Origin of the sequence: Variovorax flavidus (genome assembly GCF_030317145.1) — a bacterium.
Lineage (GTDB): Bacteria > Pseudomonadota > Gammaproteobacteria > Burkholderiales > Burkholderiaceae_C > Variovorax > Variovorax flavidus.
In genome coordinates this window covers 260226-274790 of record NZ_JASZYE010000005.1, presented here as the reverse complement: position 1 = coordinate 274790, position 14565 = coordinate 260226, and the positions used below count along the sequence as shown (strand labels likewise).

The 14565-nt window shown below is 65.7% G+C and carries 16 protein-coding genes; 11 read left to right on the top strand and 5 right to left on the bottom strand.

Annotation, left to right across the window (positions count from 1 at the left end; genetic code table 11):
• Positions 1-6 precede the first annotated feature (6 nt).
• The gene (locus QTH90_RS23080; RefSeq protein WP_286666899.1) at positions 7-1152 is read right to left on the bottom strand and encodes an FAD-dependent monooxygenase; all 1146 of its coding nucleotides are present in this window, start codon (positions 1150-1152) and stop codon (positions 7-9) included.
• Positions 1153-1225: 73 nt separating this feature from the next.
• On the opposite strand from QTH90_RS23080, the gene QTH90_RS23075 reads away from it, so the two are divergent.
• The 3 genes from QTH90_RS23075 (at position 1226) to QTH90_RS23065 (ending at position 3977) form a co-directional block, all read left to right on the top strand.
• On the top strand, positions 1226-2107 hold the full coding sequence (locus QTH90_RS23075) for an MOSC domain-containing protein (protein ID WP_286666898.1): 882 nt from the start codon (positions 1226-1228) through the stop codon (positions 2105-2107).
• Positions 2108-2188: 81 nt separating this feature from the next.
• Positions 2189-3280 carry a redox-regulated ATPase YchF gene (gene ychF / locus QTH90_RS23070; RefSeq protein ID WP_286666897.1) on the top strand — a complete coding sequence of 364 codons (1092 nt, stop codon included), beginning with the start codon at positions 2189-2191 and terminating at the stop codon, positions 3278-3280.
• A 22-nt stretch (positions 3281-3302) separates the two neighbouring features.
• Positions 3303-3977 carry a glutathione S-transferase gene (locus QTH90_RS23065; protein WP_286666896.1) on the top strand — a complete coding sequence of 225 codons (675 nt, stop codon included), beginning with the start codon at positions 3303-3305 and terminating at the stop codon, positions 3975-3977.
• A 6-nt stretch (positions 3978-3983) separates the two neighbouring features.
• Here the strand turns inward: QTH90_RS23065 and QTH90_RS23060 are convergent, their stop codons facing one another.
• Positions 3984-4457, bottom strand: coding sequence for a YqaA family protein (locus QTH90_RS23060; RefSeq protein ID WP_286666895.1), 474 nt, complete (start codon positions 4455-4457; stop codon positions 3984-3986).
• 181 nt (positions 4458-4638) lie between these two features.
• On the opposite strand from QTH90_RS23060, the gene dusB reads away from it, so the two are divergent.
• The 3 genes from dusB to purH are packed head-to-tail and all read left to right on the top strand — an operon-like array spanning position 4639 to position 7543.
• On the top strand, positions 4639-5697 hold the full coding sequence (gene dusB, locus QTH90_RS23055) for a tRNA dihydrouridine synthase DusB (protein ID WP_286666894.1): 1059 nt from the start codon (positions 4639-4641) through the stop codon (positions 5695-5697).
• Positions 5698-5728: 31 nt separating this feature from the next.
• Positions 5729-5965 (top strand): Fis family transcriptional regulator, encoded by a 237-nt coding sequence (locus tag QTH90_RS23050; protein WP_028249493.1) that lies wholly within the window; start codon positions 5729-5731, stop codon positions 5963-5965.
• A 6-nt stretch (positions 5966-5971) separates the two neighbouring features.
• The gene (purH, locus tag QTH90_RS23045; RefSeq protein WP_286666893.1) at positions 5972-7543 is read left to right on the top strand and encodes a bifunctional phosphoribosylaminoimidazolecarboxamide formyltransferase/IMP cyclohydrolase; all 1572 of its coding nucleotides are present in this window, start codon (positions 5972-5974) and stop codon (positions 7541-7543) included.
• A 114-nt stretch (positions 7544-7657) separates the two neighbouring features.
• Here the strand turns inward: purH and QTH90_RS23040 are convergent, their stop codons facing one another.
• The 3 genes from QTH90_RS23040 to thiD all read right to left on the bottom strand — a co-directional run bounded on the left by QTH90_RS23040 (position 7658) and on the right by thiD (position 10508).
• Complete coding sequence (locus tag QTH90_RS23040) at positions 7658-8128, bottom strand: hypothetical protein (protein ID WP_286666892.1); 471 nt, start codon at positions 8126-8128, stop codon at positions 7658-7660.
• Positions 8129-8133: 5 nt separating this feature from the next.
• Positions 8134-9423 (bottom strand): glutamate-1-semialdehyde 2,1-aminomutase, encoded by a 1290-nt coding sequence (hemL, locus tag QTH90_RS23035; protein WP_286666891.1) that lies wholly within the window; start codon positions 9421-9423, stop codon positions 8134-8136.
• Positions 9424-9545: 122 nt separating this feature from the next.
• Positions 9546-10508, bottom strand: a complete 963-nt coding sequence (gene thiD, locus QTH90_RS23030; RefSeq protein WP_286666890.1) for a bifunctional hydroxymethylpyrimidine kinase/phosphomethylpyrimidine kinase — start codon at positions 10506-10508, stop codon at positions 9546-9548.
• 110 nt (positions 10509-10618) lie between these two features.
• Here thiD and QTH90_RS23025 point away from each other — a divergent pair, with 110 nt between their 5' ends.
• From QTH90_RS23025 to QTH90_RS23005, 5 genes are all read left to right on the top strand, one after another.
• The gene (locus QTH90_RS23025; RefSeq protein WP_081781356.1) at positions 10619-10789 is read left to right on the top strand and encodes a rubredoxin; all 171 of its coding nucleotides are present in this window, start codon (positions 10619-10621) and stop codon (positions 10787-10789) included.
• A gap of 80 nt (positions 10790-10869) precedes the next feature.
• Positions 10870-11265: a response regulator gene (locus tag QTH90_RS23020; protein ID WP_286567888.1), complete on the top strand. Its 396-nt coding sequence runs from the start codon at positions 10870-10872 to the stop codon at positions 11263-11265.
• Positions 11266-11631, top strand: coding sequence for a response regulator transcription factor (locus tag QTH90_RS23015; protein ID WP_286567887.1), 366 nt, complete (start codon positions 11266-11268; stop codon positions 11629-11631).
• Positions 11632-11650: 19 nt separating this feature from the next.
• Complete coding sequence (locus QTH90_RS23010) at positions 11651-12184, top strand: chemotaxis protein CheW (RefSeq protein ID WP_286666889.1); 534 nt, start codon at positions 11651-11653, stop codon at positions 12182-12184.
• 40 nt (positions 12185-12224) lie between these two features.
• Positions 12225-14558, top strand: a complete 2334-nt coding sequence (locus QTH90_RS23005) for a methyl-accepting chemotaxis protein (protein ID WP_286666888.1) — start codon at positions 12225-12227, stop codon at positions 14556-14558.
• The last annotated feature ends 7 nt before the right edge of the window (positions 14559-14565 follow it).

Sequence of the window (14565 nt, the reverse complement as noted above, 5' to 3'; positions counted from 1 at the left end):
CGGGATTCATTGCAGGCCCATCGCCTGCCGCGCGATCCAGTTCTTGACGAGCCGTGTGCGGTCGAATCCGCGCATGCCCCAGTTGCGCAGCGCCGGCAGGGGGTCGGCGCTGTGTGCGAAGAGTTGCTGCAGGCCGTCGGTGGCGAGGCTCATCGACAGCACGTCGGTGCGGCGCGCCCGTTCGTAGCGGCGCAGCAGCCGTGCATCGCCGACGCTGCGCCAGTAGTCGCGCGACTTGATGACATCGGCCAGGACTGCCGCGTCGGCCAGGCCCAGGTTCAGGCCCTGCCCCGCGAGCGGATGCACCGTGTGCGCCGCGTCCCCGGCGAGGGCCCAGGCGGAGCCGTCCGCGAACTGGCCGGTCCAGCGGTTGGCGATGGCGCGCTGCAGGGGCCAGGCGGCGCGTTCGCTGGTCAGCCTGAGGGTGCCGAGCGCATGGTGGGTCGCCTCGTTCAGGGCGATGTTGAAGTCGGCCGCGCCTTGTGCGAGGAGCGCGGGTGCACGCAGCTGGTCGACCGACCACACGAGCGCCAGCGCGCGGTCGAGCCCGGCAGGTGCATCTGCAGGACGATTCGCATCGCCGAGCGGCAACAGCGCCAGCACCTCGCCTCTGTCGTTGAACCACTGCCGGGCCGTGCCGTCGTGCGGCGTTTCGGCGTCGACGCGCGCGGCGATCGCATGCTGCGGGTAACGCGTGACCTCGTAGCTCACGCCCAGCGCTTCGCGGGTGGCGCTCATGCGGCCTTCGCAGACCACGGTGAGCGGAGCCGGAACCGGGGCGGTCACGACTTCGATGCGGGGCTGGAAGCGCACGGCGTCGCTCAATTGCTGTTCGAGCGCCGGGACGTCGACGATCCAGGCCAGTGCGTCGACCTTCTGCCGCGCGGCGTTGAATTGCACCCGCCCGCCTTCGTCGCCATGCACCAGCATCTCGCGCACCGGCGTGGCGTGCGCGGCGTCGGGCCAGGCGCGCAGGGATTCGAGCAGCGTCTTCGAGGCGGCATTGAGCGCGTAGGCGCGGACGTCCTGTCCGTTTGGCGTGCTGGCGGGCGCCACCAGCGCCACGCGCACGCGCTCGCGCGCCAGCAGCAGCGCCAGCGTGCGTCCGACGATGCCGGCGCCGCGAATGCAAACCTCGGGGGGAAGAGCCATCGCGGCATTGTAGGAGGAGCCTTTGCCCCGGCGGCGTGCTGGACAATCGCGGTTCTTGAAAAGGAACCGATCCGTGAATGCTCCCGATTTCGACCTCCAGGCCACGATCGCGCGCCTGTTCGTCTACCCGATCAAATCATGCGCTGGTGTCGAGGTGAAAGAGACGCTCCTGATCGAAACCGGCCTGGAATTCGACCGCGCCTGGATGGTGGTCGACAGCGCGGGCGAATTCGTCACCCAGCGCGAACTGCCCCGCATGGCGCTGATCCGGCCGCAGCTCAAGCATTCCGAGATGATTCTTCGCGCGCCGGGCATGCTGGCGCTGCACATCGCCTTCGATCGCGTCGAGGAGCCGGTGCGCGCGCGCGTCTGGAAGGACGAGGTCGCCGCCTACGACATGGGCGACATCGCGGCGCAGTGGTTCAGCGACTTCCTCTCGGAGCCCGGGAAGCCGCGCCAGCTCCGGCTGGTGCGCTTCGACCCCGAACAGCAGCGCCTGTCGAGCCTGAAGTGGACCGACGGCGTCGAGGCACCCAACCAGTTCGCCGACGGATTCCCGTTGCTGGTGGCCAGCGAGGGCTCGCTGGAGGAACTCAACGCCCGGCTGGCGGCGGCCGGCCATGAGCCCGTCGGCATCGAGCGTTTCAGGCCCAACGTCGTGCTCGCCGGCATCGAGGCGCACGACGAGGATCGCGTCGACACGCTGCACATCACGACCGCCGAGGGCGAGGTCAGCCTGCGGCCGGTCAAGCCCTGCGCGCGCTGTCCGATCCCCGACATCGACCCGGCGACCGGCACGAGCAGCCCGGAGGTCGGCGACATGCTGCGGACCTATCGGTCCGATCCGCGCGTCGATGGCGCCATCACCTTCGGCATGAACGCGATCGTGCTGCAGGGCGTCGAGCATGCGCTCAGGGTGGGGCAGCCGGTGGGCGCCAACCTGCGCTTCGAATGAGGCAGTAGCCTCGCAACCAGGGCGCGAAAGGCCGGGCGCCTAAAATGACCGGTTCCCCCAAGATTTCTGAAAGCACCCGCCATGAGCCTCCAGTGCGGCATCGTCGGCCTGCCCAACGTCGGCAAGTCCACCCTCTTCAACGCGTTGACCAAGGCAGGCATCGCGGCCGAGAACTATCCCTTCTGCACGATCGAGCCCAACGTCGGCGTGGTCGAGGTGCCCGACCCGCGCCTGGAGCAGCTGGCCGAGATCGTCAAGCCGGAGCGCGTGGTGCCGGCCATCGTCGAGTTCGTCGACATCGCCGGCCTGGTGGCCGGTGCCAGCCAGGGTGAAGGATTGGGCAACCAATTCCTCGCGCACATCCGCGAGACGGACGCCATCGTGAACGTGGTGCGCTGCTTCGAGGATGACAACGTCATCCACGTGGCCGGCAAGGTCGACCCGATCTCCGACATCGAGGTGATCCAGACCGAGCTGTGCCTGGCCGACCTGTCGACGGTCGAGAAGGCGTTGCATCGCCACACCAAGACGGCGCGTTCCGGCGACAAGGAAGCGATCAAGCTGGTCGCGTTGCTCGAGAAATGCCAGGCCGCGTTGAACGAGAACAAGCCGGTGCGTGCCATCGAGTTCAGCAAGGAAGACAAGCCGCTGATCAAGCAGTTCTCGCTGATCACCGCCAAGCCGGCCATGTTTGTCGGCAACGTCGCCGAAGATGGTTTCGAGAACAACCCCTTCCTCGATCGCCTGCGCGAATACGCCGCGGCGCAGAACGCGCCCGTCGTCGCCATCTGCGCCAAGATCGAAGCCGAACTCGCCGACATGGACGATGAAGACCGGAAGATGTTCCTGGCCGAGATCGGCCAGGAAGAGCCGGGCCTGAACCGCCTCATCCGTGCGGCCTATACGCTGCTGGGCCTGCAGACCTACTTCACGGCCGGCGTCAAGGAAGTGCGCGCCTGGACCATCCACATCGGCGACACCGGCCCGCAGGCCGCCGGCGTGATCCACACCGATTTCGAGAAGGGCTACATCCGCGCCCAGACCATCGCCTTCAACGACTTCATTGCGTACAAGGGCGAGCAAGGTGCCAAGGATGCCGGCAAGATGCGTGCGGAAGGCAAGGAATACGTCGTCAAGGATGGCGACGTGATGAACTTCCTGTTCAGCTCCTGAACCGCGGAACGCACAGGCCTTCATGATCACCGTCCACCACCTGAACAACTCGCGCTCGCAACGCGTGCTCTGGCTCCTCGAAGAACTCGACATACCTTACGAGATCGTGCATTACCAGCGCGATCCGAAGACGATGCTGGCGCCGCCTTCGTTGCGCGCAGTGCATCCGTTGGGCAAGTCGCCGGTGGTGACGACCGACGACGGGCTCACGCTCGCGGAATCGGGCGCAATCGTGGAGACGGTGATCGAGCGCTTTGGCAACGGCCGCCTTGCACCCGCAGCCGGATCGCCCGAGTCCTTGCGCTATCGCTACTGGCTTCACTATGCAGAAGGCTCGGCGATGCCGCCGCTGCTGATGAAGCTGGTGTTCGACCGGATCGAGAAATCGAAGATGCCTTTCTTCGCCAAGCCGATCGCCCGGTCGATCGCGGCGAAGGCCAAGGCCGGCTTTGTCACGCCGAACATCACGAGCCACCTCGACTTCATGGAAGGCGAACTCGGCAAGAGCGAATGGTTTGCAGGCGACGCGTTCACCGGCGCCGACATCCAGATGAGCTTTCCCGTCGAGGCTGCGGCAGTGCGCGGAGGGCTCGACGCTTCGCGGCCCAGGTTGATGGCTTATCTGGAGCGCATCCACGCCAGGCCGGCGTACCGGCGTGCGCTGGAGCGCGGTGGCCCCTACGGCCTGCTGAAGTGATCCGGCCTAGTTGTTAGGCCATATATATAAGAGCGCGACCGTCATCGTCACGTAGCGCGCGAACTTCCCGATCGACATGTAGAACAGGCAGCGCCAGAACGGCAGTTGAAGCCAGCCGGCGACTGCGCAGAGCGGATCGCCGACGATGGGCAGCCAGGCCAGCAGGCAGGCCTTGGGCCCGAGCCTCTCGAGCCAGGTCAGCACGCGCAGATGGTGCTTGGAGTGCGAATACTTGTCGGCCACCTTGTGCGCGCCATAGCCCATCCACCAGTCGACCGCGCCGCCCAAGGTGTTGCCGATTGTGGCGACGAGGATCGCGGGCCAGAACATTTCGGGGTTGAGCTTGAGCAGCCCGAACAGCACCGGTTCGGACCCGACCGGCAGCAAGGTCGCGGACACGAAGGCGGCGATGAACACCGTGCTCAGCCCGTATTGCGGCAGCGCCAGGAGCGCGAGAAGTGAGTCGAGCCAAGCTTGCATGTGCGCTGGAGTATAGGAAGGCACGTGCCCACTGGCGTGTAGGTGCAAGTACCGGCTCCAGGTATCTCGAACCTGCCTATCGTGTGTGGTCCCGGTGCAAATCGTTGCAGCCGGCACTTCGCGGCGCCGGTACAATCGTGCCTCATTTTTCAGCAGCCCAGCGCTCGCCACCTTTCTCTCCATGACCCTGCAAATCGGCAACATAGCGCTGGAAAACCGCCTGTTCGTCGCGCCCATGGCTGGCGTCACGGACCGGCCTTTTCGCATGCTCTGTCGTGAGCTCGGCGCGGGCTACGCGGTCAGCGAGATGGTCACCTCGCGCAAGGAGTTGTGGGGCACGCTCAAGACGTCGCGCCGCGCCAATCACGATGGCGAGCCCGGCCCCATTTCGGTGCAGATCGCCGGCACCGACGCGGACATGATGTCCGAGGCCGCGCAGTACAACATCGAGCGCGGCGCGCAGATCATCGACATCAACATGGGCTGCCCAGCCAAGAAGGTCTGCAACAAGTGGGCCGGATCGGCGTTGATGCGCGACGAGCCGCTGGCGCTCGAGATCGTCGAGGCCGTGGTGAAGGCGGCGGCGCCGCACGATGTGCCGGTGACGCTCAAGATGCGCACCGGCTGGAGCGAGGACCAGCGCAACGCCGTCACGCTGGCACGGCGCTTCGAGCAGGCCGGCGTGCAGATGCTCACGGTCCACGGCCGTACGCGCGAGCAGGGCTACAAGGGCTTTGCCGAATACGACACCATCGCCGCCGTGAAGGCCGCGGTGCGAATCCCGGTGGTCGCCAACGGCGACATCACCTCACCCGAGAAAGCACGCGATGTGTTGGCACTCACTGGCGCCGACGCGGTCATGGTGGGCCGCGCCGCCCAGGGAAGGCCATGGATCTTTCGGGAGATCGCGCACTTCCTCGCCACAGGCACGCACCTGGCCCCGCCGCTGGTGGTCGAGGTGCGGCGCCTGATGCTCGACCATCTGCAAGAGCACTACGCCCTTTATGGCGACTACAGCGGCGTCCGCACGGCGCGCAAGCACATCGGCTGGTACGTGCGCGCACTGCCAGGCGGCGAGGCGTTTCGTGGCGCCATGAACGCCATCGAAGACTGCGACAAGCAGCTGCGCGCAGTGGCCGGGTTCTTCGACACGCTGGCGACGCGGATGGACCGCATTCCGCACGCATCGGACGATGCGGTCGAGCCAACGGACGAGCAGGCCGCCGACGCGCTGGCATGAGAGCAGAACAAGAGGAGAAGAAGAGAAAGCCATGAGCAAGAAACACATAGAGGACTGCGTGCGCAGCAGTCTGGACAGTTATTTCCGCGACCTCCGCGGAACCGAACCCGACGGCATGTACGAGATGCTCGTGCGCGTCGTCGAGAAACCGCTGCTCGACGTCGTGATGACGCGCGCCGAGGGCAATCAATCCAAGGCCGCGCAATGGCTCGGCCTGAACCGCAACACGCTGCGCAAGAAGCTGGTCGAACACAAACTGCTGAAGTAACTCCTGATGAACGCACTGATCTCCGTTTCCGACAAGACCGGCATCCTCGAATTCGCACAGGCCCTGCATGCGCTGGGCATCAAGCTGCTCTCCACGGGCGGCACCGCCAAGCTGCTGGCCGACGCCGGCCTGCCGGTGACCGAGGTGGCCGAGCTCACGGGCTTCCCCGAGATGCTCGACGGTCGCGTCAAGACGCTGCATCCCAAGGTGCACGGCGGCCTGCTGGCGCGCCGTGACCTGCCGGCCCACATGGCCGCGCTGAAGGAGCACGGCATCGACACCATCGACCTGCTCGTGGTGAACCTCTATCCGTTCGAAGCCACGGTGGCCAAGCCCGGCTGCACGCTGGAAGACGCCATCGAGAACATCGACATCGGTGGCCCGGCCATGGTTCGCAGCGCAGCCAAGAACTGGAAGGACGTCGGCGTGCTGACCGATGCCGCGCAATACCCGCAGGCGCTCGCCGAACTGAAGGCAGACGGCAAGCTCAGCGACAAGTCCAAGTTCGCCTTCTCGGTGGCCGCGTTCAACCGCATCAGCCAGTACGACGGCGCGATCAGCGACTACCTCTCCCGCATCCAGGAAGACGGCGCGCACGCGCTGTTCCCGGCGCAGAGCAATGGCCGCTTCGTCAAGCTGCAGGACCTGCGCTACGGCGAGAACCCGCACCAGCAGGCCGCGTTCTATCGCGACCTGTATCCGGCGCCGGGGTCGCTGGTGACGGCGACGCAGCTGCAGGGCAAGGAACTCAGCTACAACAACATCGCCGATGCGGACGCGGCCTGGGAGTGCGTGAAGAGCTTCGACACGGCCGCCTGCGTGATCGTGAAGCATGCCAACCCCTGCGGCGTGGCGACCGGCAAGGACGCGCTGGAGGCCTACAGCAAGGCTTTCAAGACCGACCCCACCTCGGCCTTCGGCGGCATCATCGCCTTCAACCGGCCGCTGGACCGCGCCGCGGCGGAAGCGGTGAGCAAGCAGTTCGTCGAAGTGCTGATGGCGCCCGGCTATGCGCCTGAAGCGCTCGAAGTGTTCAAGAGCAAGGTCAACGTGCGCATCCTCCAGATCGCGCTGCCGCCCGGCGGCAAGACCGACTGGGACAACGGCCGCAATGCGGTGGACGTCAAGCGCATCGGCTCGGGCCTGCTCATGCAGACGGCGGACAACCGCGAGCTGTCGATCGACGAGCTCAAGATCGTCAGCAAGAAGCAGCCGACGCCGCAGCAACTGCAGGATCTCCTGTTCGCATGGAAGGTCGCGAAGTTCGTGAAGAGCAACGCGATCGTGTTCTGTGCGGACGGCATGACGATGGGTGTCGGCGCCGGGCAAATGAGCCGGCTCGATTCGGCGCGCATCGCGAGCATCAAGGCGCAGCACGCGGGCTTGTCGCTCTCGGGCACCGCAGTCGCGAGCGATGCGTTCTTCCCGTTCCGCGACGGGCTGGACGTGGTCGTCGATGCCGGCGCCACCTCGGTGATCCAGCCGGGCGGCTCGATGCGCGACCAGGAAGTGATCGACGCCGCCGATGAGCGCGGCGTGGTGATGGTCCTGTCAGGCGTGCGTCACTTCCGGCACTGATTGTTGCTCGCCCCCAGGCTTGCCCACTTCGTGTGGCCGCCTACCCCCTGCCGGGGGCAACACCGGCGGACCGGCTGAGCCGGTTCCGCGGTGTTTCTGGCGTAGGGGGAGGGGCTATTGGCCGTCCGAAAAGCGGTACTTCAGCTGGAAGCTGATGGCGCCGTAGAGGCGGTTCTTGATGCTGGGGATGATCGCGATGTTCAGTCCCCAGTTCTTGCCTTCGATGGCCGCGGTCGGGATCAGGGCCGGGAACCAGCCGCCGTTGTTGGTCATCTGGTAGCCGTCGAAGCCGCCCACCACGGCGCCGAGCTTCACGCCGTGGAACTCGAAGGGCATCACGTAGAGGCCGATGTAGTGCGAGCGGTCGCGGTCGCTGTTGCGGAACGCGCCGGCCGTGAGCGAGAAGGTCTTGTCGATCGGCCACTCGATGCCGATGCCGGGATTGAAGTCTTCCAGTCCCTTGTTGCGATCGAAGTGCAGCGAATAGAAGCCGGGGTTGATCCAGACCTGGCTGATGTCGACCTGCGCCGAGGCCAGGGCAGGCAGGAGCAGGCTCGCGCCTGCCAGGAGCGATGGCAGCTTCATGGCGGCTAGAGCGTCTTGAAGATCTGGCGGGCAGCTTCGATCGTGGCTGCGATGTCTTCGTCGGTGTGGGCTGCGCTCACGAAGCCGGCTTCATACAGCGCCGGTGCGATGTAGACACCGCGGTCCAGCAGGCCATGAAACAGGCTGTTGAACTTCGCGCCGTCGCTCTTCATCACGGCCGTGTAGTTCTGCGGCAGCGCGTCAAGCAGGAAGAAGCCGAACATGCCGCCTTCACTGTCGGAACAGAAGGGGACGCCTTCGGCAGCAGCCGCAGCCTTCAGTCCATCGGCGAGGGAGCGCGTCTTCTTCGACAGCGCTTCGTAGAAACCGGGCTTGGCGATCTCCTTCAAGGTCGCGAGGCCGCAGGCGGTCGCCACCGGATTGCCCGACAGGGTGCCGGCCTGGTACACCGGCCCTTGCGGCGCAAGCTGTTCCATGATCGCGCGGGGCCCGCCGAAGGCGGCAAGCGGCATGCCGCCGCCGATCACCTTGCCGAGCACCGTGAGGTCCGGCGTGATGCCCAGCACGCCCTGCGCGCCGCGCAGGCCGACGCGGAAGCCGGTCATGACCTCGTCGAACACCAGCAGCGCACCGTGCTGCGTGCAAAGCTCGCGGCAGCGCTTGGCGAAGGCAGCGCTCGCGCGCACGAAGTTCATGTTGCCCGCGATGGCCTCGATCATCAGACAGGCGATCTCGTGCCCATGCAGCGCGAACGCTTCCTCGAGCTGTGCCAGGTTGTTGTATTCGAGGACCAGCGTGTGCTGGACCACTTCCGGCGGCACGCCGGCCGACGTCGGATTGCCGAAGGTCGCAAGCCCCGAGCCCGCCTTGACCAGCAGCGCGTCGGCGTGGCCGTGATAGCAGCCTTCGAACTTGATGATGTACTTGCGGCCCGTCGCGCCACGCGCAAGGCGCAACGCGCTCATGGCGGCTTCGGTGCCGGAACTCACGAGCCGCACCATTTCCATCGATGGGACCAGCGCAAGGATGGCCTCGGCAAGCTCGATCTCGCGCTCCGTGGGCGCGCCGAACGAAAAGCCCTCGGTCACCGCACGCTGCACCGCCTCGACGACGGCGGGATGCCCGTGGCCCAGGATCATCGGCCCCCACGAGCCGATGTAGTCGATGAATCGCTTGTCCGCCGCATCCCAGAAATAGGCACCCTGCGCCCGCTTCACGAAGCGCGGCGTCCCCCCCACGGCCTTGAACGCGCGAACCGGCGAATTGACTCCCCCGGGAATCACAGCGCGTGCGCGTTCAAAAAGAATGTCGTTTGGGTCGATAGAGGTAGTCATTGCGTCGAGGTTGTCGGTATTCAGTTGGGAGGGCCGCCGCACCCGGCCGCCCGTAGCGGCCGGCCTGCCCCCGGTAGGGGGTAGGCGAAGCGACACGCAGTGCGCGCAGGCTGGGGGCGAGCCTAGTGCCTCGTGTCGTGCGGCGGCAAGGCAAAGTCGGTGGGAGAGGCGTCGCCATTGTCCTCGTCCTCGTCGTCCTCGGACTGCGCCCAGAACAGCCGATCGGGCAGCACATGGCCCATGCCGGGACGGAAGCCCGCATCGAGGCAACGGTCCATGTAACTCAGCGCCTCGCTGGTGGCGGCGACGAGATCGGTGCCGCTCGCGAGCAGCGCGGAGAGCGCTGCGGACAGCGTGTCGCCGGCGCCCGCGAACACCGCGTCCAGCCGTTCGTACTTCTCGCTGGCGAGCACCGACTGCGGCGATGCCAGCACGTTGTCGATGAACTGGTCGGGCAGCACGAGACCGGTGACCAGCGTGTAGGGCACGCCGAACTCGCCCGCGGCCTTCGCGATGTCGCGTGCGGTCGGAGGGCGCTCACCGCTCCAGTCGGGAAGCAGCCAGCGCCACAGCGTGCTGTGGTTGCCGACCAGGACGGTGGTCTGCGGCAGCACGAGTTCGCGGAACGCGTCGTGGTAGGCCTCGATCTGGCTGTCTTCCCACCACGAGAGGTTGGGCATGTAGGCGACGACGGGCACTTCGGGGTAGTCGGTCGCGGTCTCGGCCACGGTACTCAGGATTTCGGGGGAACCCACGAAGCCGATCTTGATGAGCTGGACTTCCACGTCTTCGAGGATGGAGCGCGCCTGCTCGGCGACGGCTTCCTCGTCGAACGCGAAGTGATCGAAAATTTCCGCGGTGTCGCGTGCGTAGGCGCCTGTCACGACAGCCAGCATGTGAGCCCCGACCGAGGCCATGGCCAGCGCGTCGCCGCCCAGTCCGCCAGCGCCGCTCGGGTCGCTGGCGTTGAAGACCAGCACGCAGGGCGGGTTCAAATCGCTTTCTGCAGTGTCTTCGTCGTTCGAGGGGTCGTTAAGATCGCTCACTTTGTGATCGTGCTCTGTTGGTAGTAAAGAAGTGTTCATACCCAATCAGGGCTCACCAGATGGTGGCATATCTGAGACGATTCTCACGGGATTTTGAGATACGTTTGGATACGATCGTTGCATTTGATGAACAGGGACTTTAAGCTGCGATGAATACGAAAACCTGGATGTGCCTGATTTGTGGGTGGATCTATGACGAGTCGGTGGGCGTGCCGGAAGATGGTATTGCTGCCGGTACGGCATGGGCCGATGTTCCGATGAACTGGACCTGCCCCGAGTGTGGAGCGCGCAAGGAAGACTTCGAAATGGTTGAGATCTGAAGCATGGCATAGGGCCGCGCTTCCTGCGCTCCTGAGAGGAGCGCAGCGGTCGTCAAGGTGTCACAAGAGGAGCGGTGCGAATGAGCGCGAATGGATCCGGTTACAAGGTGCTTGTCATTGACGACAGCAACACCATTCGGCGCAGCGCCGAGATCTTCCTCAAGCAGGGCGGTCATGAAGTCCTGCTGGCCGAGGACGGCTTCGATGCGCTGTCCAAGGTCAACGACCACAAGCCACACCTGATTTTTTGCGACATCCTGATGCCTCGTCTAGACGGCTATCAGACCTGCGCGATCATCAAGCGCAACTCTCATTTTTCCAATGTGCCGGTCGTGATGCTCTCGTCGAAGGACGGAGTATTCGACAAGGCGCGCGGCCGCATGGTCGGGTCGCAGGACTATCTCACCAAACCTTTCACCAAAGACCAGCTGCTCCACGCCGTCCAGCAGTTCGGCATCGTTCAGGAAGCGCAGTAAATGGCTATTCGCAAAGTGCTCGTGGTCGACGACTCGAAGACCGAACTGGTCTTCCTGACGGACCTCCTCCAGAAAAATGGCTTCTCGGTGAGGACCGCCGAGAACGCTGACGACGCCATGCGTCGTCTCGAGGAAGAGCAGCCCGACCTCATCCTGATGGACGTCGTGATGCCCGGCCAGAACGGCTTCCAGCTCACGCGGGCCATCGCCCGCCATCCGCAATATGCGGCGGTGCCGATCATCCTGTGCACGAGCAAGAACCAGGAAACCGATCGCGTCTGGGGCATGCGCCAAGGCGCCCGCGACTACATCGTCAAGCCCGTCAACACGGCCGAGCTGATGGCAAAGATCAGCGCCCTGGCCTGATCGCGCAAGTCCTTCATCCATGGCCAACCGCGACGCTCTCCGCGCTTTCCAGTCCCGGCTCGCCAGTCGCCTCCAGGCGGCGCGCACCACGGGCGTTTCCGCATCGTGGCTTGCCGTGGAGGCGGGCGAATCGAATTACCTGTTCCCGCTGGGGCACGCGGGCGAGATCTTTCCCTGGATGCCTCCGCAGCCCGTGCCCTACACCGAGCCCTGGTTTCTCGGCGTTGCCAATCTGCGCGGCGGACTGTACGGCGTCGTGCAGCTTTCGACCTTCGCCTCCGGCGCGGCGTCAGCGCCCGTGGTGAGCGAGACGGCGCGCGCGCAGTCCCGGCTGGTTGCGCTCAATGAAATGCTCGAAGTCAACTGCGCGTTGCTGATCGACCGGCTGGTCGGCTTGCGCGGCGTGGACGCCTTCGTTGCATCGCAGGCCCCGGCCAGCGATGCGCCCGCGTGGCACGGACATGCCTACACCGACGCGGCAGGAGGGCGCTGGCAGGAAATCAACCTGCAGGCGCTTTCGCAGCAACCCCAATTTTTGAGCATCGGCGCCTGAGCAGGCAGCCTTGCACCGACCACAACCTGAAGGACCGACCGTGAGCTCGATCGCCGACAAGTTCAAGAAATTCCTGCCCGTGAGCGGCAGCAGCGTGTCAGTGAGCGCCGATAGCGCCGCCGCCCTCACGCTGGACAATGTCGAAACCTTGCAGAATTCCGAGGAAAAGACCGTGCTTATACGTAGGGATGCCTCTCCCGAGCCGACAGGCCTGTCGGCCGGTACCGACGCAGTCGACGCTGCTGCGGATCAGGCTCCGGAGCAAGCCGCCCAGGCAGAGGCTTCCGGCGCGGCGCCGGGCTCGGCGCGCAGCTCCCGCACACGACGCTCGCAGCGCTCGAACCCCGCTCGACAGCAGCGGATTCTCGCGATGGCGTTGGCGGGCGTGGTGCTGTTGCTGCTGCTGGTCGCCGGCTCCGCCATCCTGCGCGCCGAACGGCTCGCGCAACAGGTGGCTGCCACCGGCCAGTCGCTCATGCAGTCGCAGCGCCTCGCCAAGTCGGTATCCCAGGCGCTGGTCGGCAACGTGGCGGCCTTCGCCGAAGTCAAGGACAGCTCGGACGACCTGACGCGCCGCGTGCAGGGTCTCTCGAACGGTGACGACGCGCTCAAGCTGGAGCGCGTGGGCAGCCAGTACGACTTGGAACTCGGCAAGATCACGCCGCTGGTCGAGCGTGCCGACAAGAGTGCCAAGGCCGTGCTGGCCCAGCAGCAAATCCTGACGCAGGTCGGCAACGCGCTGCGCGACATCAATCGCCAGTCGTCGGACCTGCTCGAAATGACCGAGACCGTGGCTTCGCTCAAGATGCAGCAGAACGCCACCCTGCCCGAGATTTCCGCCGCCGGCCAGCTGGTGATGCTGACGCAGCGCATCGGCAAGTCGGCCAACGAGTTCCTCACGGTCGAAGGCGTGAGCCCCGACGCGGTGTTCCTGCTCGGCAAGGACCTGAACACCTTCCAGGAAGTCACGCGCGGCCTGCTCGACGGCAGCGCCCAGCAGCGCCTGCCCGGCACGCGCGACGCCCAGACGCGTCAGCAGCTCGACGCCATCCTGAAGACCTACGAACAGACGCGCACGCAAGCCGGCGCCATCCTGGGCAACCTCCAGGGCCTGGTCGCAGCGCGTGAAGCGCAGGCCGCCATCCTGGCCGACAGCGAACCGCTGCGTACCTCGCTCGGCGACCTGCAGGAAAAGCTCTCCGCACGCACCGGCCTCGGTGCCGGCACGGTCGTGATGCTGTTCGTGCTGTCGCTGGCCGCCCTGGCACTCGCCGGCGCCATCGGTTTCGTGCAGGTGCGCGAAGGCCGCGAACGCGCCGCCGCCGCCGAACGTGACCGCATCGAAGCCGAGCGTGTCTCCGAGGACGCCAGCCGCGTCAACTCCGCCAACCAGGCCGCGATCTTGCGCCTGATGAACGAACTGCAGACCGTCGCTGAAGGCGACCTGACGCAGGAAGCCACCGTGACCGAGGACATCACGGGCGCCATCGCCGACTCGGTGAACTACACGGTGGAAGAACTTCGCCTGCTGGTGGGCAACGTGCAGAACACGGCAACCCGCGTGGCACAAACGACGTCGCAGGTGGAAAGCACCTCGACCGAACTGCTCGCCGCATCGACCGAACAGCTGCGCGAAATTCGCGAAACCGGCCAGTCGGTGCTGACGATGGCGGAGCGAATCAACGGCGTGTCCTCGCAAGCGCAGGAATCGGCCACGGTGGCGCGCCAGTCGCTGCAAGCCGCTTCGTCGGGCCTGCAGGCCGTGCAGAACGCGATCGGCGGCATGAACTCCATCCGCGACCAGATCCAGGAAACCTCCAAGCGGATCAAGCGCCTCGGCGAATCCTCGCAGGAGATCGGTGAAATCACCGAACTGATCTCGGACATTACCGAACAGACCAACGTGCTGGCGCTCAACGCTGCCATCCAGGCGGCATCCGCTGGCGAAGCCGGTCGCGGCTTCTCGGTGGTGGCGGAAGAAGTGCAGCGACTGGCCGAGCGTTCCGCAGACGCCACGCGCCAGATCTCGGCACTCGTGAAGGCGATTCAGACCGACACGCAGGATGCGGTCGGCGCCATGGAACGCTCCACGCAGGGTGTGGTCGAGGGGGCCAAGCTCTCCGACAACGCCGGTACCGCGCTCTCCGAGATCGACCGCGTGTCGCGCCGACTCGCCGAGCTGATCGAGCAGATCTCGCAGTCCGCCTCCCGCGAAGCCGATTCGGCCAACGTCGTGGCGGCCAACATCCAGCACATCTTTGCCGTGACCGAGCAGACCGGCGAAGGTACGCGTACCACCGCGCAACAGGTCCGCGAGCTCTCGCACATGGCCGAGGAACTGCGTCAGTCCGTGTCTCGTTTCAAGATTGCCTGAACGCCGA